Annotated in this window: 20 protein-coding genes; 10 read left to right on the top strand and 10 right to left on the bottom strand. The window is 61.7% G+C overall.

Annotated features, from left to right (window positions below; all coding sequences use genetic code 11):
* The first annotated feature begins 23 nt into the window (after window positions 1-23).
* The 4 genes from A6A04_RS02135 to A6A04_RS02150 are packed head-to-tail and all read left to right on the top strand — an operon-like array spanning window position 24 to window position 4,898.
* Window positions 24-1,244, top strand: coding sequence for a class I SAM-dependent methyltransferase (locus A6A04_RS02135; protein ID WP_068489601.1), 1,221 nt, complete (start codon window positions 24-26; stop codon window positions 1,242-1,244).
* Window positions 1,241-2,356 carry a DegT/DnrJ/EryC1/StrS family aminotransferase gene (locus A6A04_RS02140; RefSeq protein WP_068489602.1) on the top strand — a complete coding sequence of 372 codons (1,116 nt, stop codon included), beginning with the start codon at window positions 1,241-1,243 and terminating at the stop codon, window positions 2,354-2,356. The genes A6A04_RS02135 and A6A04_RS02140 overlap by 4 nt, the downstream gene beginning before the upstream one ends.
* Window positions 2,353-3,636: a class I SAM-dependent methyltransferase gene (locus A6A04_RS02145; protein ID WP_068489603.1), complete on the top strand. Its 1,284-nt coding sequence runs from the start codon at window positions 2,353-2,355 to the stop codon at window positions 3,634-3,636. Before A6A04_RS02140 ends, A6A04_RS02145 begins: the two co-directional genes overlap by 4 nt.
* Window positions 3,633-4,898 (top strand): class I SAM-dependent methyltransferase, encoded by a 1,266-nt coding sequence (locus tag A6A04_RS02150; protein ID WP_068489604.1) that lies wholly within the window; start codon window positions 3,633-3,635, stop codon window positions 4,896-4,898. The genes A6A04_RS02145 and A6A04_RS02150 overlap by 4 nt, the downstream gene beginning before the upstream one ends.
* Here A6A04_RS02150 and A6A04_RS02155 read toward each other — a convergent pair.
* Window positions 4,895-6,556 carry a hypothetical protein gene (locus tag A6A04_RS02155; RefSeq protein ID WP_156612428.1) on the bottom strand — a complete coding sequence of 554 codons (1,662 nt, stop codon included), beginning with the start codon at window positions 6,554-6,556 and terminating at the stop codon, window positions 4,895-4,897. The genes A6A04_RS02150 and A6A04_RS02155 overlap by 4 nt on opposite strands.
* 101 nt (window positions 6,557-6,657) lie before the next feature.
* Window positions 6,658-8,436, bottom strand: a complete 1,779-nt coding sequence (locus tag A6A04_RS02160) for a tetratricopeptide repeat protein (RefSeq protein WP_156612429.1) — start codon at window positions 8,434-8,436, stop codon at window positions 6,658-6,660.
* Window positions 8,437-8,611: 175 nt separating this feature from the next.
* Here A6A04_RS02160 and A6A04_RS02165 point away from each other — a divergent pair, with 175 nt between their 5' ends.
* A complete protein-coding gene (locus A6A04_RS02165; RefSeq protein ID WP_068489607.1) occupies window positions 8,612-9,514 on the top strand; it encodes an FkbM family methyltransferase in 903 nt (300 codons plus the stop codon).
* On the opposite strand, the gene A6A04_RS02170 is transcribed toward A6A04_RS02165, so the two are convergent.
* Entirely contained in the window at window positions 9,489-10,583 is a 1,095-nt protein-coding gene (locus A6A04_RS02170; RefSeq protein WP_068489608.1) for an acyltransferase family protein, read from the bottom strand. The two genes, A6A04_RS02165 and A6A04_RS02170, sit on opposite strands and share 26 nt — an antisense overlap.
* A gap of 231 nt (window positions 10,584-10,814) precedes the next feature.
* On the opposite strand from A6A04_RS02170, the gene A6A04_RS02175 reads away from it, so the two are divergent.
* Genes A6A04_RS02175 through A6A04_RS23370 form a run of 3 tightly spaced genes read left to right on the top strand, consistent with a single transcriptional unit; the run spans window position 10,815 to window position 15,866 of the window.
* Window positions 10,815-12,188 (top strand): acyltransferase family protein, encoded by a 1,374-nt coding sequence (locus A6A04_RS02175; protein ID WP_082914635.1) that lies wholly within the window; start codon window positions 10,815-10,817, stop codon window positions 12,186-12,188.
* 5 nt (window positions 12,189-12,193) lie between these two features.
* Window positions 12,194-13,945, top strand: coding sequence for a hypothetical protein (locus A6A04_RS02180; RefSeq protein WP_156612430.1), 1,752 nt, complete (start codon window positions 12,194-12,196; stop codon window positions 13,943-13,945).
* Window positions 13,946-13,961: 16 nt separating this feature from the next.
* Entirely contained in the window at window positions 13,962-15,866 is a 1,905-nt protein-coding gene (locus A6A04_RS23370) for a heparinase II/III domain-containing protein (RefSeq protein ID WP_068489611.1), read from the top strand.
* On the opposite strand, the gene A6A04_RS02190 is transcribed toward A6A04_RS23370, so the two are convergent.
* Window positions 15,855-16,643 carry an acetoacetate decarboxylase family protein gene (locus A6A04_RS02190; RefSeq protein WP_068489612.1) on the bottom strand — a complete coding sequence of 263 codons (789 nt, stop codon included), beginning with the start codon at window positions 16,641-16,643 and terminating at the stop codon, window positions 15,855-15,857. The two genes, A6A04_RS23370 and A6A04_RS02190, sit on opposite strands and share 12 nt — an antisense overlap.
* A gap of 107 nt (window positions 16,644-16,750) precedes the next feature.
* Here A6A04_RS02190 and dprA point away from each other — a divergent pair, with 107 nt between their 5' ends.
* Entirely contained in the window at window positions 16,751-17,839 is a 1,089-nt protein-coding gene (gene dprA / locus A6A04_RS02195) for a DNA-processing protein DprA (protein ID WP_068489631.1), read from the top strand.
* 110 nt (window positions 17,840-17,949) lie between these two features.
* Here dprA and A6A04_RS23565 read toward each other — a convergent pair whose 3' ends face one another.
* The 6 genes from A6A04_RS23565 to A6A04_RS23040 form a co-directional block, all read right to left on the bottom strand.
* Complete coding sequence (locus A6A04_RS23565) at window positions 17,950-18,156, bottom strand: helix-turn-helix domain-containing protein (protein WP_081608973.1); 207 nt, start codon at window positions 18,154-18,156, stop codon at window positions 17,950-17,952.
* 117 nt (window positions 18,157-18,273) lie between these two features.
* Window positions 18,274-18,669 carry a hypothetical protein gene (locus tag A6A04_RS02200; RefSeq protein WP_245651056.1) on the bottom strand — a complete coding sequence of 132 codons (396 nt, stop codon included), beginning with the start codon at window positions 18,667-18,669 and terminating at the stop codon, window positions 18,274-18,276.
* A gap of 473 nt (window positions 18,670-19,142) precedes the next feature.
* Window positions 19,143-19,724, bottom strand: a complete 582-nt coding sequence (locus A6A04_RS02210) for a hypothetical protein (RefSeq protein ID WP_068489614.1) — start codon at window positions 19,722-19,724, stop codon at window positions 19,143-19,145.
* A gap of 221 nt (window positions 19,725-19,945) precedes the next feature.
* Window positions 19,946-20,311: a hypothetical protein gene (locus tag A6A04_RS02215; protein ID WP_068489615.1), complete on the bottom strand. Its 366-nt coding sequence runs from the start codon at window positions 20,309-20,311 to the stop codon at window positions 19,946-19,948.
* A gap of 168 nt (window positions 20,312-20,479) precedes the next feature.
* Entirely contained in the window at window positions 20,480-20,830 is a 351-nt protein-coding gene (locus A6A04_RS02220) for a hypothetical protein (RefSeq protein ID WP_156612432.1), read from the bottom strand.
* 19 nt (window positions 20,831-20,849) lie between these two features.
* Window positions 20,850-21,533, bottom strand: a complete 684-nt coding sequence (locus tag A6A04_RS23040) for a hypothetical protein (protein ID WP_245651057.1) — start codon at window positions 21,531-21,533, stop codon at window positions 20,850-20,852.
* 592 nt (window positions 21,534-22,125) lie between these two features.
* Here A6A04_RS23040 and A6A04_RS02235 point away from each other — a divergent pair.
* Complete coding sequence (locus A6A04_RS02235) at window positions 22,126-23,427, top strand: diguanylate cyclase domain-containing protein (protein WP_082914637.1); 1,302 nt, start codon at window positions 22,126-22,128, stop codon at window positions 23,425-23,427.
* Window positions 23,428-23,934 lie beyond the last annotated feature (507 nt).

Genomic DNA, 23,934 nt, shown 5'->3' on the forward strand with positions numbered 1-23,934 from the left:
TTTCAGACATAGCTGGATCGATTATGGCCAAGTGCAGAATTTGCGGTAACGCCATCTCCGCCTTCATGACCTTCGGCAGGATGCCGCTGGCGAACGGGTTTCTGACCCCGGATCAGTTCAAGGACGAGTATTTCTTCGAGCTGGCCCCGGCCTTCTGCGACTCCTGCCATACCGTCCAACTGGTGGACCAGCCCGCGCCGGAAGCCATGTTCCACGGCGAATACGCCTTCTTCTCCCAGACATCGAAGGCCATGGCGGCGCATTTCGAGCGCTTCGCCAACGACACCATGGCGCGGCGGTTGGGCAAGACCGACCCCTTCGTGGTGGAACTGGGCAGCAATGACGGCATCATGCTGCGCCACTTCGCCAAGGCGGGCATCCGCCATCTCGGCATCGAGCCCTCGGCCAATGTGGCGGAAGCGGCGCGCGGCCAGGGCGTCAATACCCGCTGCGCCTTCTTTGGCGCCGAGACCGCCCGCGAGATCATGGCCGAATACGGTCAGGCCGACATCATCCAGGCCGCCAATGTCATGTGCCACATCCCCGACCTCAATTCGGTGGCGGAAGGGGTGGCGCTGCTGCTCAAGCCCGACGGCTTCCTGATCTTCGAGGACCCCTATCTGGGCGACGTGATCCGCAAGACCTCCTACGACCAGATCTATGACGAGCACGTCTATGTGTTCTCGGCCCTGTCGGTGGCGCGCATCTTCGGCAGCCACGGGCTGGAACTGGTGGCGGTGGAGCCCCAGGTCACCCATGGCGGTTCCATGCGCTATGTCATCGGCCGCAAGGGCCGCCACGTGGTGGAAGCCTCGGTGGCCGCCGCCATGGCCGACGAGCGCGCCCTGGGCCTGGACAAGGCGGCGACCTATGACCAGTTCCGCCGCAATTGCGAGGCGTCCAAGGATGCCCTGATGGCGGCGCTCAACGATCTGGCCGCGAAGGGAAAGCGGGTGGTGGGCTATGGCGCCACCTCCAAGAGCACCACCGTCACCCAGTATTGCGGCATCACCCCCAAGCATGTGGAGTTCATCTCCGACACCACGCCGACCAAGCAGGGCAAGTGCAGCCCCGGCGCCCATATCCCGGTGAAGCCCTATGACGCCTTCGCGTCCAGCTATCCCGACGTGGCGCTGCTGTTCGCCTGGAACCACGCCCAGGAAATCTTCGCCAAGGAAGAGGGCTTCAAGGCCTCCGGTGGGCGCTGGCTGGTCTATGTGCCCGAGGTGACGTTCATCCCATGATCCTGTGCAGCTTTCCCCCCGCCCAGAACCGGCCGCGCCGCGCCGCCATCCTCGACGCCCTGGCCCGGGTGGTGGATGCCGATATCTGCATCCTGGGCGCCGAGGTGGCGGCGTTCGAGGCCGAGATGGCCGCCCATAACGGCTCGGCCCACTGCATCGGCGTCAACAGCGGCACCGATGCCCTGGTGCTGGCGCTGCAGGCCCTGGGGGTCAGGCCGGGCGACGAGGTCATCACCGTCTCCCATACCGCCCTGGCCACGGTGGCGGCGGTGACCCTGACCGGTGCGGTGCCGGTGCTGGTGGAGGTGGACCCGCTGACCCGGACCATTTGCCCCAAATCGGCCGAGGCCGCCGTGACCGCGAAGACCAAGGCCATGGTCGCGGTTCACCTCTACGGCCAGCCCTGCGCCATGGACGCGTTGCTGGACTTGGCGAAACGCAAGGGCATCGCCCTGGTGGAGGATTGCGCCCAGGCCCAGGGCGCCACTTATGCCGGTCGCCGGGTTGGTTCCATGGGCGATGCGGGCTGCTTCAGCTTCTATCCCACCAAGAATCTGGGCGCCATCGGCGACGGCGGCGCGGTGACCACCAATGATTCCGGGGTGGCGGAGCGGGTGCGCCAGTTGCGCCAATACGGCTGGGACGAGTCCCGCGTCAGTCAGCGGGTGGGACATAATTCCCGCCTGGACGAGATGCAGGCCGCCATCCTGAGGCTGAAGCTGCCGGACCTGGACGCCGACAACGCCCGCCGGGCGGCGGTTTCGGCGCGCTATAATGCTGCCTTGGCCGGGCTGCCCGGCCTGACCCTGCCCCCCGTGGTGGCGGGGACCGAGGCGGCCCATCACCTCTATGTGATCGAGACTGAGCGGCGCGACGCGCTCAAGGCCCATCTGGCGGACAGGGGCGTGCTGGCGGGGATTCACTATGCCCTTCCGGCGCATCGTAATCCCGGCTATGCCACTTTGGTGCGGCTGCCGCCGGGAGGGCTGCCGGTGACAGAGGCCCTGGTGGGCCGCATCCTGACCCTGCCCATCTATCCCGAGCTGAGCGAGGCCGAGATCAAGGTGGTGGTGGATGGCGTGCGGTCGTTCTTCGGCGGGACGGCGGCATGAGCCGGAAGAAGGGCGGCGCGGTCGAGGGTGCGGTCAAGGCCCAGTACGAGCGCTTTCCCTATCCGCCGCCCATCGATGAAATTCCGGCCGGGCATCTTGCCGGGACCGAGTATCTCGCCGGGTGTCCCTCGGTGGATTTCCATCTGTACTGGCCCGACCGGGAGCGGCGGGACGATCTGGATATCCTGGTGGCGGGTTGCGGCAGCAGCCAGGCGGTCATGCACGGCCATGCCCTGCCCAAGGCGCGGATCACCGCCATCGACCTGTCGGCGACCTCCATCGCCAACTCCCGTCGCCTTGCTCAGCGCCATGGTATCGACAATATCGAGTTCCGCCAGATGTCGCTGCTGGATGTGGCCGATCTGCGGCGGGATTTCGACCTGATCGTCAGCACCGGAGTCATTCATCACCTGCCCGATCCGGTGGCCGGTCTCGCGGCGCTGCGCGGCGTGCTCCGCCCGCACGGTTCCATGCTGTTGATGCTCTACGGTCGCTACGGACGCGACTCGGTCTATATGTTCCAGGACATCTTCCGTCGCATGGGCATCACCGCCGAGACGGTGACCGACGAGGAGGTGGCGCAACTGGCCGATTTCGTCCGCTCGGTTCCGCCATCACATCCGTTTCATCTCCGTCGGGACCTTTACGCTGATTTCCGGCCGGAGGAACTGGTCGACCTTTACCTGCATCCCCAGGATCGGGCCTATACGGTACCCGAGATCTATGACCTGCTGGCGGATGCCGGGCTGGTTCTACAGCGATTTATCCACCAGGGCCCCTATGTGCCGCGCTTTTCCGGCATGTCCGGCCATCCCTTCCACGCCAGGACTGAGGACCTGAAGGAGCGCGAGCAGTTCGCCATCGCCGAGTTGTATCGGGGTGATTTCAATACCCATGTTTTCGCCGCCTGCCGCGACGACCGTCCGCTGGCATCCCGCCGGGTGGACATGGACTCGGCTGCTTTCGAAGATGCGGTGCCGTCGCACCGTCGCGATCTTGAGCTGACCGGGCGCGCGGATGCCCCCGCCATGGTAATCAACGGCCACGGACGGCACCGGTTCGAAATCGCCCTCAGCCCGGCCCAATTTCGTCTGTTGAGTCTGGTGGATGGCCAGCGTTCGGTGCGGGACCTGATCCAGTTGCTGGCCCCGTTGGCCGACGAGGCAACGGCGCGTGGTTTCGTCCGCACCGCCCTCAAGGATTTCTGGCTGTGCGATGCGGTTCTGTTCCGGCTTCCCCCAGCCTCTGGATTGACGAACAGGGAAGGGGAGCCAACATGAGAAAGAAAGGGGGGCAGGTCCAAGGCGCGGTCAAGGCCCAGTACGAGCGCTTTCCCTATCCACCGCCGGTGGAATCGCTGTCTGATGACTTCCTGAGTGGCCGGGTCGGGACCGACGGCTGTCCCAGCCGGGATTTCCACATGTACTGGCCGAACCAGACCATGCGGGGCGATCTTGACATCCTCGTGGCGGGGTGCGGCAGTCGCCAGGCGGTGGAGACCGCATGCAACCTTCCCGCGGCGCGCATCACGGCCATCGACCTGTCGCAGTCCTCCATTGATCATTCACGCAAGCTGGCTGCGCGCCACGGGATCGAGAATATTCACTTTCAGCAAATGTCGCTGCTGGATGTGGCCGAACTGGGTCGGGACTTCGATTTGATCATCTGCAGTGGTGTCTTGCACCACCTACCCGTCCCCGAGGCGGGGCTGGCGGCCCTGCGAGGCGTCCTCAGGCGCGATGGCTCCATGGCCTTGATGCTCTACGGCCGCTACGGACGTGACTCGGTCTATCTCTTCCAGGATATCTTCCGCCGGATGGGGTTCTCCCCCGATACCGTTACCGACGATGATCTTGCCGGAATGGTTGATCTGGTCCGCAATGCCCCTGCCGGTCATCCCCATCGGCTGCGTCAGGGGCTATTTTCCAATTTCCGGCCCGAGGAAGTGGTTGACCTCTACCTGCATCCGCAGGATCGGCCCTATACCGTACCGGATATTCTTGACCTGCTGGACTCTACGGGAATGCGGCTGCAGCGTTGGGTCCGCCAGTCAGCCTATTGGCCTCGCTGCTCTGGCCTGGCGGAGCGGGCGCTGTCAGAAAGAATTTCCCGCCTGGACGAGCGCCAGCAATGGGCGATCGCAGAGCTCTATGCGGCGGACATCAATCGCCACTTTTTTCTCGCCTGCCGGGATGACAGACTCGAGGACACCTATCGGATGGATTTCTCCGGCGGTGACTTCATCAGCTACGTGCCTGAACTCAGGTGGTGTCTGAGCCAGGATGCCAGGATGGACGGTCAGCCTGGGCGGGAGATCGGCGTGGATTTCGCCCATGTCAAGGCATCCCGGCTGGCTTTGGACGTCACTCAGGCCGCTGTGGTATCGCTGGTGGATGGTCGGCGCTCGGTTGGTGACATCATCGCCGCTCTGGCTCCGGCGGGAGAAGAGGCGCTGGCGCTGTCTTATCTGCGGGAGTTCTTCCACGAATTGTGGCTGTTCGACTTCGTGCTGTTCCAGACACCCATGCGATCGTCGGCTTAGAGACGCCAGATCCTGAAGGATTGCTCCGGTCCGATTCGGACATTCAGCGGCGAGGTCAGGTCCAGGCGCCAGCGGCCCGGTGCCGCCACCGCCACGAAGCCGTGGCGGCGGGCCAATTCAGCCCATTGCGCCCGCGACAGGCGTTCCCAATGCGCACGGGTCGGAGTCAGCGTTCCCAGGTCCAGGGGAGCATCTTCGAGAATCAGCGCGCCCCTCCGGAGGGTGGTGGCGGGAGGATCAGTGAAATCCACCGCGTAGAGCTCGCCCAGGATTGTCGCGACCCGGGGCAGCATGGCTGGGATATAGGGCAGGAAGTCAAGCTCGGCGATGTTCAGCGTCAGCGGCGCTTGCGGCACTAGATCGGTCAGCACCTTCACCGTCTCGGTATCGGCGGCCAAGATCGGGCCCCCCAATTCGGCCACATGACGGGCTAGGCCCAAGGCGGCCGGTTGCTCGGCCGCGAGGGGCTTCCCCGGTTGTGCCCACAGGGCTCCCATTGCCGCGATCATCAGCACAAGCGAGCCCAGGGGGCGACAGCGGCCGAGCCTTCGGTCAACCCGGTCCAGCCAGGAGTCCGTGCGGCCGGGGCCCTGCCGTTCCTCGGTGGCGAAGAGTATGGCGACAGCGACACATGCCGCCACCGGCTGGATCAAGGCAACGCCCGAGAACTGGGCCGCTAATGGTGCGGCCACCAGCCCCGCCGCCAGCCCAAGCCCCAGTCCGTCGCCTCGCCGCAATGTCTGGCCGACCAGCACCGGAAAGGACAGGGCCAGGGGAATGTTGATGAAACGGTTGGGCATGATCAAGAGCAGGGAGGAGGGCAAGACATCCCGGCCGATGTGAAATCCGAGATAGAGAGCCAGGCCGGATGCTGCTGCCAGCACAAGCATCCAAGCGACCGATGGCCGCCATTGCCGGTTTCGCTGGAACCAAGCCAAGCCGCCCATGGCGGCGCATTGCAGGCACATTAGACCGAGCATGTTGTCGATGGGCACGTTGCGGTGATAGTCCCACAGATCGTAATAGCGGGCGACCAGGTCGTCGGGGCCATCGCTCCCGTCCCTGCCTCCCAAGGCCAGGATCACGGTCAAGGCCACGCCGTTTCCCAGAAACGTAAACCCGACGATGCGGAGCCAGCCACCTGCCGTCACGCGTCCATCGGCGAGCCAGAGAGCGGCGAGGAACAAGGCAGAAGCATAGAGTCCCATCAAGGGATGGGCCAGAGAGGTCATGACCAACACCACGACCGTTACCGCGATCCAGCCCATGGCCATTGTCGCCACAGCCGCCAATGTCAAGCCTAGGGCCAGGATGCCGTGGGTCGGGGGACCCAAGGCAAGGATCATGTAATCGCTGTAGTCAATGCCGCCCGCTAGCGGCAATAAAACAAGAAAGGCGCCTGCTGCCGCCAAGGCGGTGGTCAATCGACCCGACAGGGCATGGATGAGCAGTGCGGCGGCGGCGCAATACAAGCCACCCTGTAAGGCGAAGAGCAGACGGGCGGCTTCTGTCATGGACAGCCCAGCCCGCAGCAGCCCGATCGCCAGCGTATTGACCAGCGAGGGGCTGCCCTTGGCCGCCAACAGCGGAATGGCGTCGGGGCCGTAGCCGGACAACCCGGTCAGTGCGGCGGCGGCGGTGACGGCGTGAGGCATCATCTCGCACCAGCGCCAACCCGCCAAGCCGCCCCCCGTCGCGGCAAGCAATATCACAAGGGTCGCATCCAGAGTCCGCGGGCGGAGGGAAGCCATGGCCAAGATCATCGGCCGATTCGAATGGGGGGGCGCCATTGGTCGCTGCGCGTGTCGTCATGGTGGGCGATCAGGTATTCCACCGCCGTTCGGAAATGGCGGGCATTGTCCTCGGCCTGGATGGCGGCATCGAGGTCAATCGCGCGTATCCGCTCCTCCCATTGGCGGCGCAAGGAGCCATTGGCGGCGAGGTTTAGCAGCAGTGCGACATAGGCGTCGTGATCTGTCACCACCAATTCGCCCAGACCCAAGCCCCGCATGAGATGGGCGCCATACCGGGAGAAGGCCCGCTCTCCCTCGAACACGACCATGGGAACGCCGAAGTGCAGGGCGTCTACCACGGTGTTGAAGCCGCCGAAGGGAAACGAATCGGCCACCAGATGCATGCTCGCCAAAATCTCCCAGTAGGCGTCCTGGGTCAGAAAGGGGTAGAGCACGGTCCGCCCAGGTCCTAGGATGGCTTCCAATCCCTTGCGCAGGATGGGAAGGGCAAGGCCGTTCATACCTGCTCCGGCAAACAGATGAAACTCGACGGGGCGGGGGCTGGCATCGGCAATCCGGCGCAGGCTGTCCAGGGTGCGGCGGTTCAGTTTGGGCATCGACCAGGGCAGGGCGATGCGCAATGGCCCGTCCTCCGCCTTGTCCACGAACTGGCGCGGCCGTGGGATCGTGTTTGCCTCGACCCCTCGCCCAGGAATCAACAGCAGGCGTTCGGAATAGAATCGTCGTGCGGTATCGTCGTTATCGACTTCGTCGCCGCTCAGGAAATAGTCCATCTCGCTTCCGAAGGTGCTGACGGGATGGCCGCAGCTCATGATCTGGATGCGGGCAAGTCGGCAGTTGGCCAGCAATATGCTGTCCTCGCCCATGCCCACATCGGGGAAGAAGGCGGTCATGGCGTCAAGGTCGGCCAGCGGCGTGAGGCCTTGCTGGGGGTCGAGGCGGATGACTCGGTCGAATCCGACTGTTTCGATGCCCGGGTTGGCGCTAGTCACCAAGGTCAGCTTGAATCGCCCGGCCAGCGACGCCACGAAGCGGGCGTTGGTGCGGTAGACCGCATGGTCTGAGGCCCATAGAGAGCTGATTACCGCCACATGGTCGGGATCTGGGCGAGGGCGGGGGGGCAGGTCCGTCATGGCCTGCACGGCCATGGGCCGGATCAGCCGGTTCACGGCGGCCTTGACCTTTGCCTCGACCGGGGGGGCGGCATAAGTGACGAAGAAGAAGGGACGGACCAGCAGCCCCGGCACTCCCAGCATGCGCGGATCATCCAGGGCCGCCAGATGATCGGCGACGGCATCGGCGCTCCGGCCCACCGTCAGCGAGGCATAGTCTCCACCAAGAATGCTCAGTCGCCACAGCGAGGCCAAGTCTGGATTGCTGTCAAACACCGGCCCAATATCGATGGCCTGAGAATTGGCACAGGAATACAGTGCTAGCACCTTCACCAGATTATCGGGCTGTGCCAAGACAATCCGTAGAACCGCGTCGGTCGATCCGAAGGACGAGGCAGCGGCCAGGCTGGCGATGGTGCGGGCGTGGAAAATCCAGCGCAATGCCAGATCGCGATCGGAGATCACGAATTCCGGGGTCGCCAGGACATGGGCTAGGGCCAGGAATAATCGGTCCAGCCGCGCCAAGCTCTCTTCGTCGCCGCCATCGCAGTCATGATTGGCGAGGCCGTCGAGGGCATCGAGCAGCAGGAGCGACAAAGCTCGGTGGTCGCCCTCCGCCAGCAGCCGGGCGTAGTGGAGAAGGGGGGTGTCTACGGCGGGAGACCGGGGCATATGGGGCGATTCTGGCAAAGTCACGCTGAGGCCTGGCGCCCATGACGGGCAATGGAACTTTACCGTAAGGTGGCAAGGCGACGCCACCGGAAAGCCACCGGACGAGCCACGGCTTGAACCCCCTTGCCGGGACGTGTAGCCTGCGGCGAATTTGGCGGAGAGGAGCGCGTTGACCATGGATGGCCGCGTTGAGATCGTGCGCAATCTGCTCGGCGACCTGCTTTCGCCGGTATCGGTCATGGATATCGGCGCCATGCCGGAAGGCGATGAGCGCTACGCGCCCATGGTGGCGGCCGGGATTGCCTCGGTGGTGGGGTTCGAACCAAATCTCGAGCACGCGGATAAGTTGTCGGAACGGCCGGGCTGGCGCTTCCTGCCCTATTTCCTCGGTAATGGCGAGGCGGGAACCTTCCACGTCACCGCCTATCCCGGCTGCTGTTCCTTGTTTGAGCCCGATCCGGAGGTGATCGACCTGTTTACGGGCATCCGCGCCTCGCCGGATCATGTCGGCAGTTTTACAGTGCAGGAGACCGTTCCAGTGGAGACCCGTCGACTCGACGATATCGACGGTGCCGGTTTCCCCGATCTGGTCAAGCTGGATATCCAAGGTGCCGAGTTGGACGTGCTGCGCCATGGGATGCAACGGCTTTCCCGTTGCACGATCATTGAATGCGAAGCGGAGTTCATCGCCCTTTACAAGGGGCAGCCGCTGTTCGGTGACATCCAGTCCTTTCTCGCCAGCCAGGGCTTCGTGCTGCACAAGTTCATTGATGTGGCGGGCCTGCCTCTTCGGCCTTTCGCGCATCTGGAGCAGGCCTATCGGCCGGTCAGCCAACTGCTGTGGGCGGACGCCGTGTTCGTGCGCGACTTCAGTCGGCTGGATGCTCTGGACGACGGACAACTGGCAAAAGCGGTCCTCATTCTCGATGTGGTCTACCGCTCCTACGATCTGGCGGCGTTTTTCCTTGGCGAACTTGACCGGCGCCGTGGAGGCGATCTGACGGAAGCCTATTTGCAGTCGGTGCAGTCGGCGTCGCCCGATGACCTTCTGGTCATGAACTGGCGGCCGTTTGCCTGAATGTCCGTTTGACGGTAAAGCGCCGCTTTTGCCGGATGGCCCAGTTCTCCAGGCCGAACCAGCTTAATGCGCCTGCCATCAGTGCCAGGGCGAAGGCCGAGGTCGTCAACTGGGCGAGGCCGATGTCTGGCACATAGTGGATCAGTAAGGCGGTGATCGGCCAGCCGTAGAGATAGGTTCCGTAGGAAAAATCGTAGCGGTCGTTGATGGCGATCAGTGGCGTGCGGAAGGCGCAGAAGAATAGGAGGTAGCCGCCGAACAGGCACAGGGCCGGTTCCGCCAGCGGCTTTACGAACATCAGCGCGGCCAGGGCGATAGTCGCGAATACCGCAAAATCGGTACGGTAGGGGATTTTGCCGTCCAGCAACCGGAAGGCCGTACCACAGGCGAATACCAGCAGGAACCTCGACATGTGGACCGGATCGAGAAAAATGTTGCGGAAGGTATGATTGCGCGTGGCGTCCAGCATCTGATCCGTGATCTGGCCGGTGATGAAGGCGGCGTTGAGGGCGACGATCGCCAAGATGTATCCGACGAATATCGTGGGGCGGCGATAGGCTCCAATCAGGCCGAGAGCCGCTGCAATCACGTAGCAGCGGAACTCATAGCTAATGGTCCACATGGCGCCGTTCAGGAAGTGGGTCATCTGGTCGGGGAACACGGTGGGCAAGACGGGATATCCCAGCCGCAGCATGCGCGAGACCATCATCCACCATTCCTCGAGATCTAGGCCGCCCAGGTCGCTGCCGGCGATGGGTCCGATCACCAAGATGCTGATGAGATAAGCCAATATGAAAGCCGGATAGATGCGCAGAAGTCGTTTGACGGCGAAGTTGCGCAGAGAGGGATCGCTGATGTAGCTGCTGCTGACCAGATAGCCGCTGATCAGGAAAAAGCAGTCGACGGCGAATTCGCCAAATGACAACGTTCCGAACAGCCGTACCAAAGGTTCGCGGTCAGAGGTCCCGTCGAGCATCTCCGGGGCATGCGATACGATGACCAAGCTGGCGAACACCAATCGCATCAAGCCGAAATTGTTTTGATTCTCTGATTTTTGTTCCGGTTTCATCGGCCATTGCCCAGGGGGTCGAGGATAGACTTCCTTTTTCCTTTGGCGCGAACTTTATCCGAAAGCCGACAGGGTCGGCAAGGTCTTCTCGGTTGGTCGGCTGGGCCGGGCAGGGGGAAAGGGTAAATTCCATTTCGTCAACCCGTTGGCGACGCTATTGTGACGCGCTGTGGCCGTATTCCCGCGCGGGGATGGGTGATTGCGGAACATGACGGGGGATGAGGGCGCTTCATGAGCAGTTTTTTCGCTGAACTCGCTCGGTTTCCGTTTCTGGCGGCCACCGCTATGCTGTTCTATGCGGGATTGGTGGTCTTCATGATCCCGTCGCTGCGGCGGCGTCTCGCTCCGCTGTTTCAGACCACCCGAGGCGCAAGTATCGAGTCCATCGACGGGCTGCGCGGACTGATGGCGATCTGGGTGTCGCTGTATCATCTCGTGGTCATGCGGGTGGCGGATTTCTCAGCCACCTTGAAGGCAATGCCCTTCTTGATGGATGGCGGTATCGCGGTACCGGTTTTCTGTGTGATCAGCGGGTTCGTGGTCTATAACTCCATGCGCCATGACCTGGGGCGGGACGGTCTCCGGGCCTATTACATCGCGCGCCTGCTACGCATCTATCCGGTCTACGCCGTGGTGGTTCTGGCCCATTTCATCCATGCCATGATGGGGCTCTATCCGCTGATCCAGGCCGACGAGCCCAAGCTCCTGCGTTTGCTGTCTGAATTGTTCCTGCCGGTACTGTTCGGGGGGGAGAACTTTCTGGTGCCCCAGTTCTGGAGCCTGTACGTCGAACTGTCCTTCTATCTGGCACTTCCATTCCTGGTCATCGTATCGGGGCGGAACCTCTTCATGGTTTGCCTGGCTGCCACCGCGTTGTTCGTGCTCACCGGGTATGGCTCCACGCGTGAATTCACCCTGTGGAAGTACTTCTTCATGGGCATCGCTTGCTGTCTGGCTTATGACCGGGTGGTGGCGCTGGCCACCGGATGGCAACGCGGGCGGCGGGAAACTGCGGGGCTCGCGTTATTTGCTGCCGGGTTCGCCCTCCTGGTGGCCGGGATAATCTGGGATTTGCCATCCTTCGTCACAGGCATCTATCTGCCCGACTACATCGAGAATCCCGCGGCCACCGTCGGTTCTATCACCCGCCATGTGATGATCGCCGCTTATGAAGGTGCCGGGTCTGGACATGTCATGCGCTATCGCGACATGGTGCCGCCGAAGTTGACTTTCGCCCACGGATACACGCTTTGGGTCGGGCTGGCCGCCATGCTGATGATCCTGTCGACCGCCCTGTCGGCCTGGCTTGCGCGGCTGTTCTCCCTGCCGGTATTCAAGTTTCTGTCGGCGATTTCCTATAGCGCCTTCGCTTGGCATATCTTCATCTACTGCATCGATCTCGGCTTCGTGCTGAACTCCAGCACCAGCATGGTGGTGATCGAGCCGCCGCCCATTCCAGGCAATGACCTCGTCTTCGCCATGGGGCTGGTCCTGCCGTCGCTCCTGGGAGTGTCTGCCCTGTCCTTCTTGCTGATCGAGCGCCCGGCCCTGTTGTTGCGGCGGCATCTGGGCCGTCGGGCTAAGATGGCCGACATAGTGGGGTGATGGCCATGATGCTTTCGCCGTTGGCATTTGCCTGGATGGCCGGTTTTCTGTGCGGGGCGCTGATAGGCTGGAATTTGGCGGAATTCACGCCCGTACCCATGCTGCCGGCCGCCCTGCTGGCGGGTGACGCCAGTTATCTTCCCGGCAGCCCCATGGGACTGATCCATGCGAAGACGGTCAGCGCCATCACGCAGTTGATCGCCCTATTGATGAAGATTGGATGGTCGGATAATGCGGTGATCAGGACCATCTATGCGGTACAGGCCGGATTGCTGGCCTCCGGTAGCGTGCTGGTGGTGTTCGGCTTCTGTCGCCGGGCGTTCGCATCCCTCGCAGCATCCGTCCTGTTTGTCGCCATGCTGCCGTTTTGCGGCAAGTTCGGTTACTCCGATTACATCATGCTTAGTCTTAGCCCCAGCACTTACGGCATGGTAGGCCATGCCCTGATCCTGTATGTGGTTGGACTGCTGGCCATTGGGCGCTCCGGCCCGGCCCTTTTCGGCCTGGGCGTCTTGCTGGCCAGCCACCCCGTCCTGGGCGCGTGGTGCGCCCTTGCCCTTGTGCTGGCATTGCTTCCCGAGCGTCATCGCGGCACGACAGCGGCACTGCTTCCGTTGTTGCCTTGGGGCGTCGCCGGCGGTGCGCTGGTGCTATTGTCGTTCCTTACCCGCCCAGGGGCTCCTGAGGCTGATATGGGCATCAATGCCGCGGAGGCGATCCGCTATCGCGACGCCTTTATCGCCCTGTGGGACTATCACCGCAATGTCGATCTCTCGCCGCTGCGGGGTATGGCGGTTGTCCAGGCACTGGCCCTGGCGGGGCTGGGTCTGGTGATGTTGCGGCTTGGCGGGGAGGGGGGGCATGGCCTCGGCCCTCGCCGAGCCTTGCGTATCATTGTCCTGATGGCGGTGGCTGGAGCTGCCAGCTTCACACTCTACCACTTTGCTCGGCCCTTGTTTCCGACCGTGGTGACGGCACTGTTGATGCCATCGCGTTTTCTCAATATTCCTCTACTGCTCACCTTTCCCCTGGTGGCGGCAGTGATGTTGTCCCGTTCTGGAAACCCTCTGGTCTGGGGCATGGCAGGGATCATGGCTGCGGTGTTGGCCATTGCTCCTCTCGAAAACGCATCCACACTGGAGCCCGTGGCGGGGGTCGTCCTGATCCTTGCCGCCTCGGCGTCGGTCGCCACCCGATGGGGACAACTGGATCTGTTGACCAGAATGCCCTGGCCGACCAAGCCGTGGAGTGCGGCCGGATCCATGCTCGCCATGCTTGGCGTGGTTACTGTTGTCGGCGGCGTCACCACGGCGATCCTCCACAAGCCTCTGGTGGTGGAGGATCCTGTGGTGGACAAGGTCCGGGCCTTGGTGTCTCCTCCCGTCCTGTTCTCGTCGCGCTATTCCCAGCTCGCTTATTGGCGGTTGTTTCCTCGGCACGCCCCTGCGCTGGACGTGGATAGTCTCGACTACATCACCTATGTACCGGAAGCGGCAGGTGAAATCAGCCGCATGTTGGCCGATGTCTATGGCATCGACTATTTCAATCCGCCTTACCGCTTCCTGCCTGCCGTCCACATGGACGAGCATGTCCGCGAGCGATGGGAACGGTTTTCACCCCAGGACTGGCGTTTTCTGGCCGACAACTACGGATTTCATACTGTCGTGACCCTGCACCCTTGGCTGCTGAGCATTCCTCGCAAGCTCAGCTACCGCATGGGACAGCACACTTTATATGTTTATCAAATTGTCCGCTGACCCAGGCTTGGCCGTCATGCACCATCTTCTTCGTATCCTGCTGTCCATGCCGCCCCGGGTGGCGCTCGCCAAGCTGTGGCGCCACGGCTCGCGGCGGCTGGGCGGTCGGCTGGCGCCGCTGCTCAATGCCCGCCGCGATCCCTTCGGCACGCCGGGCGGGCGGCTGATCCCCCGGCTGGCGCGGCCGCTCCGTGCCGAGGTGGAGCGCGAGAGGCTGGAGGATTGGCAGGCCCATCGCTTCGACCTGCTGGGCTCGGGGCCGGTGGTGGTGGGCCATGGCGGGGCCTATTCCGGCTTCGGCCCCCATCGCTACCCGCCGGGGCCAGGCCTGCCCGAGGACTGGCGGGCCGCCATCACCGCCGGGCTGCGGCCCGGCTGCCGCGCCCGTGCCCGCGCGATTCTGGCCCTGATCGACGATCCCCTGTACCGCCCGGTGGACTGGCAGGTGGATTTCCGCTCGGGCCATCGCTGGTCGACCCGGACATGGTGGAAAGCCATCGCCTATGGTCATCGGCCCGGAATCGACGTCAAGCTGCCCTGGGAACTGGCGCGGCTGCAGCACCTGCCGGTGATGGCCCTGGCCCATCAAGGCGAGGACGGGCTGGCCCGTGAGTTCCGCAATCAGGCGCTGGACTTCCTCGGCTCCAACCCGCCGGGCTGGGGGGTGAACTGGGCCTGCGCCATGGATGTGGCCATCCGCATCGCCAATCTGCTGCTGGCCTGGGACCTGTTCCGGGCCAACGGCGCCGCCTTCGACGCCGCCTTCGAGGCGGAGCTGGCCGCCGCCGCCTATGCCCATGGCGCCCATATCCGGGCCAATCTGGAAGGCGGCGAGCACCGGGGCAACCACTATCTGGCCGATCTCTGCGGCCTGGCCTTCTGCGCCGCTTACCTCGGCCACGGCGACTGGCTGGACTTGTGCCGCGCCGAGCTGGAGGCGGAAATCCTCCGCCAGTTCCTGCCCGATGGCGGCAATTTCGAGGCCTCCACCTGCTATCACCGGCTGTCGGCGGAAATGGGGCTCTACACCGCCGCCCTGCTGGGCGGGCTGTCGGAGCGGGCCATGGAGCGGCTGGCCCGGGCGGTGCGCTTCACCATGGACGTCACCAAGCCCTCGGGGCGGGTGGTCCAGATCGGCGACAATGATTCCGGGCGATTCATCGCCCTGGATCTGGGGCGCGAGTCCCTGGACCATGTCGGCCTGCTGGCGGCGGCACGGGGCTTGTTCGAAATAGCGGGGCGGAGGGGGCCGGAGGGCGATCTGGTGGCCGCCCTGGCCCGGGGGCGGCGGTTCCCGGCCGCCTTGGCGCCGCTGGCGGCGGCTCCCCGGCGCGACGCGGTGGTTCCCGAGGGCGAATGCCTGCGGCTGCGGCTGATCCCGCCCGACGCTTCGGCGCTGGACGGGTTGGAGCCCGTGGCCTATCCCGATTTCGGCCTTTATCTCTGGAAGGGGCCGCGCGCCTTCATCTCGGTGCGCTGCGGCGCCATTGGCCAGAGCGGCCACGGCGGCCACGCCCATAACGACCAACTGGCGGTGGAGGTGGAGATCGACGGGGTGGCCTGGGTCCGCGATCCCGGCAGCTATGTCTATACCTCCGATCTGGCGGCGCGCGATCGCTACCGCTCCGCCCTGGCCCATTTCGTGCCGCGCCAGGGGACGCAGGAGCCCGCCCGCTTCCTGTCGCCATTCCGGCTGGAGGACCGCGCCCGGGCCGAACCCTTGCGCTTCGGCGCCGATTTCCTCGGCCGCCATCACGGCTTCGGCGCGCCGGTCTGGCGCCGGGTGGCGGTGGAGGACGGCGCGGTGATCATCGAGGACTGGCCCGGCCAGGGCAGCCACCATATCCGCTCGCCCGAGGAGCTGGCGCGGCTGTGGGGCCTGACCCTGCCGTTCTCGCCGGGATACGGATTACTTGGCTAAGGGGCTTGCCCCCACCACCGTCATGCCCAGCCAGCCGACGCTGGCCCCGGTGACCTTGAGCTCGCCCAGCAGCGACAATTCCTCCACCGGATGGGGCAGCACGCTCAGCTCGGCCTCGGCCGCGTGCCAGTCGGAGGCGACCTTGCCCTGGATGGCGGGCAAGACCCAGTCCACCTTCGGCGGCTGGTCGGGGCGGGTGAGGTCGGGCAGGCCGACGCTGCCCACCACCGCATTGGTGAGGAAGCCCAGCGGCTGGCCCGGCTGGCCGGTGAGCGTCAGGCGGGCCTCCACCAGACGGCGCTCCTTAACGGTCAGGGTGGCGCCCAGGCGCGAGCCCGCCCGCAGCGGCGCGGCGGCGGCATGCTCGATGGGCAGCGAGCGAGTCATCCAGGTGGTGCCCAGCTTCTTGGGCCAGCCCTGCAGCAATCCGCGCAGCAGCGAGATGTCCTGGTCGACCCAGATGAAGGGGCAGTAATTGTAGCGCTTGCCATCGGGGCGCTCGATCTCGGCGATGACGATGGTCTCGCGGTACTGGGAATAGACCGGGTCCAGCAGTTCCGAGCCGTCGGTGGTGGCCTGCCAATCGGCGAAGTGGACGCAGCCCTGGCCGGTTAGGCGCCCGAGGGCGGCGGGGACCACCTCGGCGCTTCGCGATGTATCCAGGCTCACCGCCACGTTCATCAGCCATCCGGCATAGTGCCAGGGCGGCGCGGGCACCAGGGCGGCCCGGCCCGAGGCGGTGTAGGGGGCGGTGAAGCTGTTGAAACCCTGGGCCATCTCATCCTCCACTGGTATGACCGGCGACGATACCAAGCGGATGGGGGGGAGTCAAAACGGCGCCCATCGGCTTGACCCGAACCGTGGGGCGGTCCATCCTGCACGTCATGGACGAAGGGAGCCGCACACTTTCGGCATCGGAACGGTTGGACTGGCTGCGCCTGATCCGCAGCGAGAATGTGGGGCCGCGTACCTTCAACCGATTGCTGGAACGCTTTGGTTCCGCCGCCCGTGCCCTGGACGCCCTGCCCGATCTCGCCCGCAAGGGCGGGTTGCGGCGCGGCATCACCATCGGCGCCAAGTCCGAGGCCGAGCGCGAATTGGCGGCGGCCGAGGCGATCGGCCTTTGCTATCTCGCCACGATTGAGCCCGGCTATCCCCGCTGGCTGGCGGCGGTGGAGGACGCACCGCCGCTGCTGACCGTGCTCGGCAACCCCTCGCTGCTCGCCAAGCCCATGGTGGCCATGGTGGGCGCCCGCAATGCCTCGCTCAACGGCCGCAATTTCGCCCGCAGGCTGGCGGCCGATCTGGGCCACGCCGGGCTGGTGGTGTCCAGCGGCCTGGCCCGGGGCATCGACACGGCGGCGCATCAGGGGGCGCTGGCCTCGGGCACGGTGGCGGTGATGGCGGGCGGCGCCGACGTGGTCTATCCCCCCGAGAATCGCGAGCTGTGGCAGGCCGTGGTCGATACCGGGGCGGTGGTGTCGGAAATGCCGCCGGGGACCCAGCCCCAGGCCAGCCATTTCCCCCGCCGTAACCGCATCATCTCGGGTCTGTCTCTGGGCGTGGTGGTGGTGGAGGCCAATGCCCGCTCGGGCTCGCTGATCACGGCGCGTTTCGCCGCCGAGCAGGGCCGCGAGGTCTTCGCCGTGCCCGGCTCGCCGCTGGATCCGCGCGCCGCCGGACCCAACGACCTGATCCGGCACGGTGCCACCCTGACCGAGGGTGTCGACGACGTCATGGCGGTGCTGTCCGACCTGCTGCGCCGCCCCCTGTCGGAGGGACGCCGACCTGATTTCCAGGCCCAGGCGGCGGCGATTCCCGACGAGTCCGAGGCTGAGCGGGCGCGTCGGGAAATCCTGGAGCTGCTGGGACCAAGCGCCGTGACGGTTGACGACATGTACCGATGCTTATTGGAAATGCCGAAAAAGCCGAGGAAATCTGCCACTTTCAGCAGCCTCAGAATAGCCGCATAAGTCGGAAATAAGCAACCAGCAAGCTGGCCGCCACAGATGAGCGGAGCATGAAAAAGCCCCCAATATCAGGTGGGGGCTTTTTGCTGGAGCGTCATCCGTCAATTGCTGCGTCACGGCAGTTGGTTCGTGCTGCTAACTTTTTTAGAGTCAACCCAGCGAATTAAATCGGATCGCTTGTATAAAATCCGACCGTTCGCGAACGGCTTACTGAAAGGCGGTCCACCACCAAGACGGCGATAGCGTTCCAGTGTATATGGGTGGTTCCGAAGAAGAATAGCAGCTTCCTTTGGAGTGAGGTATTCATCGTCTCTGTCCATTCTTTTCCCCTATACAGTTTGCCAGTTTTGTATACGCCTGAACTGTGAATATTTCAATCGCGTGCCAACACATTTACAGTCAACTCAAAGCGGCAAACAATATGGACGCCATGAAATTCAGTTTCTTTTTTGGTTGTCGTGGCCTGAATGCAACAGTCCAATCTCCCCATCTTTGAACTCAGGCACCATCCCCTCCACATCACGACACGCCTTCCTGACCAATGCCATGTCACGGGGATCGCTCAACCATACGATCACGGCGACGAACCCAAGGTGGTGCAGAACCGTTTGCCAATGAATCTCGCTCAGATCGCCGCCGCCGTTATCGGTAAGCAACACCTCCCCATGCCGCCCCATCAGGGCCGCGTCCAGGTAGGCACGGCCCTCGTCATCGACTGCCAGCATGATCGATGATGGGTATCGGGATGACAGTTCCGCCAACCGACGTTGGATCGCGGCAACCAAAGTTTTCTCAGCTTCAGACCTCATCATCGGGAAACTCGGCAGCAGCAAAGCAGTTATCGCAGATGATCTTGTTCGTGAGTGTTATGAGATAATGGATGCCTCCGCATCCAGGGCACGTCCTGGCGTAATGGTCCGGGTTCATATCTATAATTTCCGGGAACAGGATTACGTTATTTGACTTCTCATGCATGATGCACCTCGCTTTCATGTTTATTTATCCTGCGAGTGCAGTCCTGTGTCCCAGCCATCGGAAATGGTGCAGGAACCACAGATTCCGGTGCCTGCACCATCAGTCCGTTCGTCCTCAATGAGCGGAGGTCAATGTGGTTTCTTACGGAGCAATCGCTGTGTCGTGGATCGAAGTTTCCTTTGGTTCCGCCAACTGGAAGGGGTGGATGCCGTAATACAGATCATTCCGGTCTCGCGGTGGACAAGACGGTAGTGGTCGCCCCCTGTTCTGCTCACCTCCCACTCATCGCCATAGGCTTTGCGAAGTTCACGCTCGAATTTTTTCATGGCGGTCAATCCAACTGGTCGGCAACGCAGGTCCAGGTCGGATCATCCTTGGCAAATGCCCAGAGGGCGTTCATGCACCCGCGATACCAGTCAATGGCCTTGTTGATATCCAGACCATTGATGAAGCTGAGGGCCAGAAAGTTCGGGTCATGCTGGAGGGCAACGGCCAACTGGCTGAAAACCACGGCTGAAACAAAGATACCGTACTGGCTCGGGGTCATGGTGGTGGAAGCCCCATTGTCGCTCCGCTCAACCGTCTCAGGGTTAGGCACGAACGGAATGGGGATCAGGTGCTTTCCTGCCTTCAGGTAGCCCCAGCTTGCGATCTTAAGCGGGATCAGCTTGGCAAAAACAGTGTGCCAAATCTGCGGTACGCTGCCGAAGATAGCGTAATACTCCCGCAGGTAAAGCTCAGTGGCATCGTCTGAGAATTCCACGCTGTCATTCGGCATGAAGAGCGTCGCATTGTCCGACGAAAGCACAATGTCGTAGAATAGTGCTGTCGGGGTGTACGCCGGATCATCGATTGCCGCTGCTTCCGGTGCATTCTGATAGTTAGTTGTACTTTTGCTTCTCGATTTCATCATTTCCTTCTTTCGAAGGCGTGTTCCGCTTCATGATTGATTCGGATTTCGACGGGCTTCACGCCTCGTCTGTTCAACGCCGCCATCGGTGGTGATGGATGGGAACGACCCATCGCCTGCGACTTTCGTCACCGCTCTACGGTGAGCTACATCACCCATTGGTCGTCTGCCTGTCGGCATGGGGTCACGACCAAGACCCAACCACGTACCCGTCACCGTGTTGGCTATTGCCGCCGCACCATTTCGGTTACAGGTGGAGGGTTGATGAGGGCCTCGACGACCTCGGACATTGTTATGTCACGGGAGAGGGTGATCAGATTGCCGACAGCCGTGTAGCGGTGCTGGCCATCTATAACTTTCCTGTGTTCACGAAGGGTGATGCGTAAGCCGATGCCAATTGCGAGGGCGAAGACATCGCTTCCTATCCCGGTCAATTCGATATCGTAGCCGTCAAAATCCCCCGAGAATTCGTCGAACATGGCGGTTAGTTCGATGGATAGCGGCCCTTCGGGGATGGCACCCATTCGATCAAACGAACCATCGTCCGATATGGTCAAGGTATTGCCATCCAGTCGAAGATCGACGGACATCCATGGGGCACCACACACCTGCGGTATTCCAGTCAACTTGCACGATTTTGACTTCATGGCACCTGGGGAGGTGCCGGGGGTCAATTCTCCGGTAATTCCCTCAGCCAACAAGCCAACTTCAGCCAAGCCTGTGTGATATCTGTATGTCATGGCAGCAACCTCCAATGTTCATCTGTTCCACGATCCCTTGACGAATCCGTGCTGGTCCACGTCCACCCAAGCCGCCCGAATATCGCGGGGGAATGGCTTGGATTTTCCCGAGGCCGGACCCGTGGCCCCCCGCTTCTGGAGTGCCTTGAGCTTGGATATTTCCCGCCGTAGTCGAGTGTTTTCGGCCATTTGGCGATTTACCACCGCCTCCCAATCCACGGAGTCTTCGTCCGTGGTGATGACGAGTTGGCTCGCGTGGATTCCTTCGGCGTTGAGAATCGCGGCGACCTTTCCCATGGCTGTCAGCTTTTCGGGATCGGTTGCTGCGGGATCGAGTGCGGTGGCGAGGAGTTTGATGAGCTTGTCCATTTCTGCGACCTCCCAGCCCTCAATCACCTAATCGGACGCTGAAGTTCCAGGCCGCTTCCTCTCGGGCGACCCGAACCGAGTGCCAACCCTCATGGTCGGCAAAGATTGGGTCGTGCTGGTTCTTGGCGTGCCAAACGCTTGGGGAGTAGGCCCAGACCCTTCCATTCATGGTGACCACGACCCTGGCAGCCCGGATTTGATGGCTTTGGCCGACGATGTGTTCCGTTCCAATTTCCTTGGCGATCTTGGGCTGACCGCGTTCTGGAACCAGCAGCACATCGCCCTGCCGAATGCCGTTCACCAACTGGCGTTCCGTCACCTCCCACATCCACCGCTGTGCAGCACGAACTGGTGCTGCTGGATCGGTCGGATCGCGACGGATTGACGCTCGAACAGCAGCGGCACCAACCGGGTGCCGGAAAGGCTGTTTGGTCAATTCGTTGAACCCGCAGAGAACGTAGGTTTTGTGCTGGTTGAGAAAGCCATTGCGGTAACGGCGGAAGCTGTGCCGGACCTGAACCACGGCCACATCCTGTTCGGGATCAACCCCGTACAGATCGTGGTTCAGGGCATCCCCGCGACATGCATTGTCAAACTTTACGAACCGCTCGGGGAGAGCGGCCTTAAAGTGATCCAGGATGCTGGTTGCTGGCTTCGAATCGACAGTTTCGATCTGATCGAAGCGTCCACGTTTAATATTCATCACAGCGTTCTCCAGTGACGCATAAATTCAATGACAAAATTCTCCGTGAATATGGAGGTTTCGCCGTGTTGTTTTGCGTACTACGGCCGCAATGTGCTGTTAGTCAATTCCATAATTAACCAAGATTGTTCAAAAACATTCTTATAGAAATATATCATCAGGGTTGTATTCAGGGTAAAATCCACAAGATATTTAAATCTGGCTGATTTTCGGTTTCGTACGGAATAGGAATCAATTGGCCGGTCTTTTTAGAGCGTAAAGTGAACACTCTTGTCCTGGCATTGTTTCCCGCAGCGTATGGAAATGTGCGGCCCGAATGTCACGGTTTCAAAAATCTTGAATTCTCGGTTCACCGGCGGCGACGGAATGTCCGGAAAACGGACTTCAGGGGCTTCCCGTGACGTTCGATCTGATCGCCAACACCGGGCAGATCAGATTGAGCCGGGGGCATGGCTGGCGGCTATGTCGCACAGAAAATCGTCATGGTAGAGTGAACTGGTGACTGACTGGAGAGCATTGATCTCATTGGGCTTGTCAAAGCCGATATCCCACCTGCGGCCACGACCAGCGAATTGGACTCATAGGAAGTTTGATGGCTTCAAAATTTCTCCGTGAATTGGAACTGATCAGCGGCACGGCGAAGGACGGCTGGGAGGTCAGGCTTGATCTTCTTGAGCAGATGCAGAACCTCATAATTCTCGTCCAAAGCCATCAGATCGTTTTCATCAATCCCGCAGGGCTACGCTGGCTTGGGTACGAAAAATCGGTGCTTTTGGAATCTGAAATTGGCGGGCTCTTTCACCCTGATTATGCCGATCTTGTCGGTCTGGGCCTCGAATTGCTTGCTGAAGAGCAGGTGATTCCCCTGAAGCTTCTGCACCGGGATGGCTTGGAAATTGATGTGGAAATGTGGGTCAACCGCCTGGGGATGCCCGGTGAAGAGATATTCATCATTGAGGCCCGCAATATCTCGGATCATCTGAAGTCGGCCCGTGCCTTGCGGGCACGAGAGCAGTGGCTTGAAGGGATCATCAATACCGTGGCTGACGGTATCGTCACCGTCGATAAAAACGGCATCGTTCAGACCTTCAATCCCGCCGCCGAACGCATCTTTGATTTCAAGGCCGACGAAGTTATCGGCAAGAGCATCCGACAATTGGTTCCTGATCCCGTTGCCAAGAAGTTGGGCCAGGAGGCTGGGCAGGGCTGGCATGACATATTGTCGATGGGAGAGGAATTGATGGGGATGCGGAAGGATGGCGTCGCCTTCCCCATGGAAGCTTCGGTCAGCGAAATGCAGCAAGGCGAAGGGGTCGCTTATGCCAGCGTGGTGCGAGACATCACGGCACGCAAACGTGCCGAAGAGCATATTCGGCACCTTGCACACCATGATTCTCTGACTGGCCTTCCCAACAGGTTTTTGTTTGGAGACCGTCTGGAAGCCGCTATCACGCGAGCGGATCGGCATCAGACACGGATTGCCTTGGTGTTCATCGACCTCAATAAGTTCAAGCCGGTCAATGATACATACGGACATGCAGTCGGAGATATGGTCCTTATCGGCGTTGCCAAGAGGCTGAGCAACTGCCTGAGAAAGACCGATACGGTAGCCAGGATTGGCGGTGATGAGTTCGTAGCCATTCTGGAGGAAATTTCAGGTGAGAAGGAGATTCGCAGGTTAGTCGGCAAGATCATGGTTGCTGTCTCATCACCGGAAACCATAGATGGCGTTGAACCCAGTCTGGGGGCCAGCCTCGGCATTGCTCTTTATCCAGATGACTCAACAGAGTCGATAGATTTGATCGATAAGGCGGATAAGGCGATGTACTTGGCGAAACGCACCGGAGGGGTGTGCCTCTTTCCAGATATTCTGTGGGAAGTCGAGAAATCTTGAGGAGGCCAACCGACGGCACTATTACGCCCTCAAACAATTGGCTGAGTTTGGTATTTTTTCGTCGAAAATGAGAAGGGTGCAACGGCCTTCGATATTTTTCGTCCCGAGAGTCGATATCGTGCCTCCCATCGCCGCTGCACCGCAAAAGATCGTTGCAGCGTTAATTATTATTTAACCCGAACCTATTCGGAGGTATGATTTATACATCATTAGTATGATGGCGACCCGTGTTGGGCGGGGAAGGAGTCCAAAATGTGCGACACCTTAGCCGAAGCACCCATGCCAATCAGGGAGGCCGTAATTCCGATCCTGTATGAGATGGAATTTCCCAACATGATGGCCTGTTACGGCTACTTGCTGGAATGCGGTACGCATCGTTGCTTGTTGACTGGCATTCGGCAGTGGATGAACGAAAAATGCCATTTCTGCGATGTCTGCGGCCGACTGGAAAATCCGCCAAGTTAGGAGCCGGGCAGCAGCCCCCGACTAAATCATAAACAGGCTATC

Origin of the sequence: Paramagnetospirillum marisnigri, from assembly GCF_001650715.1 — a bacterium.
Taxonomy (GTDB): domain Bacteria; phylum Pseudomonadota; class Alphaproteobacteria; order Rhodospirillales; family Magnetospirillaceae; genus Phaeospirillum; species Phaeospirillum marisnigri.

What these genes read in the sequence shown, in the direction of transcription:
- A6A04_RS02220 (WP_156612432.1), bottom strand. Translation starts at nt 20,830, where the DNA reads ATGGACAAGCTCATCAAACTCCTCGCCACCGCACTCGATCCCGCAGCA.
- A6A04_RS02215 (WP_068489615.1), bottom strand. Translation starts at nt 20,311, where the DNA reads ATGTCCGTCGATCTTCGACTGGATGGCAATACCTTGACCATATCGGAC.
- A6A04_RS23040 (WP_245651057.1), bottom strand. Translation starts at nt 21,533, where the DNA reads ATGAATATTAAACGTGGACGCTTCGATCAGATCGAAACTGTCGATTCG.
- A6A04_RS02135 (WP_068489601.1), top strand. Translation starts at nt 24, where the DNA reads ATGGCCAAGTGCAGAATTTGCGGTAACGCCATCTCCGCCTTCATGACC.
- A6A04_RS02170 (WP_068489608.1), bottom strand. Translation starts at nt 10,583, where the DNA reads ATGAAACCGGAACAAAAATCAGAGAATCAAAACAATTTCGGCTTGATG.
- A6A04_RS02235 (WP_082914637.1), top strand. Translation starts at nt 22,126, where the DNA reads ATGGCTTCAAAATTTCTCCGTGAATTGGAACTGATCAGCGGCACGGCG.
- A6A04_RS02150 (WP_068489604.1), top strand. Translation starts at nt 3,633, where the DNA reads ATGAGAAAGAAAGGGGGGCAGGTCCAAGGCGCGGTCAAGGCCCAGTAC.
- A6A04_RS02155 (WP_156612428.1), bottom strand. Translation starts at nt 6,556, where the DNA reads ATGATGCCTCACGCCGTCACCGCCGCCGCCGCACTGACCGGGTTGTCC.
- A6A04_RS23565 (WP_081608973.1), bottom strand. Translation starts at nt 18,156, where the DNA reads ATGGACAGAGACGATGAATACCTCACTCCAAAGGAAGCTGCTATTCTT.
- A6A04_RS02210 (WP_068489614.1), bottom strand. Translation starts at nt 19,724, where the DNA reads ATGATGAAATCGAGAAGCAAAAGTACAACTAACTATCAGAATGCACCG.
- A6A04_RS02140 (WP_068489602.1), top strand. Translation starts at nt 1,241, where the DNA reads ATGATCCTGTGCAGCTTTCCCCCCGCCCAGAACCGGCCGCGCCGCGCC.
- A6A04_RS23370 (WP_068489611.1), top strand. Translation starts at nt 13,962, where the DNA reads ATGCACCATCTTCTTCGTATCCTGCTGTCCATGCCGCCCCGGGTGGCG.
- dprA (WP_068489631.1), top strand. Translation starts at nt 16,751, where the DNA reads ATGGACGAAGGGAGCCGCACACTTTCGGCATCGGAACGGTTGGACTGG.
- A6A04_RS02190 (WP_068489612.1), bottom strand. Translation starts at nt 16,643, where the DNA reads ATGGCCCAGGGTTTCAACAGCTTCACCGCCCCCTACACCGCCTCGGGC.
- A6A04_RS02160 (WP_156612429.1), bottom strand. Translation starts at nt 8,436, where the DNA reads ATGCCCCGGTCTCCCGCCGTAGACACCCCCCTTCTCCACTACGCCCGG.
- A6A04_RS02165 (WP_068489607.1), top strand. Translation starts at nt 8,612, where the DNA reads ATGGATGGCCGCGTTGAGATCGTGCGCAATCTGCTCGGCGACCTGCTT.
- A6A04_RS02145 (WP_068489603.1), top strand. Translation starts at nt 2,353, where the DNA reads ATGAGCCGGAAGAAGGGCGGCGCGGTCGAGGGTGCGGTCAAGGCCCAG.
- A6A04_RS02175 (WP_082914635.1), top strand. Translation starts at nt 10,815, where the DNA reads ATGAGCAGTTTTTTCGCTGAACTCGCTCGGTTTCCGTTTCTGGCGGCC.
- A6A04_RS02180 (WP_156612430.1), top strand. Translation starts at nt 12,194, where the DNA reads ATGATGCTTTCGCCGTTGGCATTTGCCTGGATGGCCGGTTTTCTGTGC.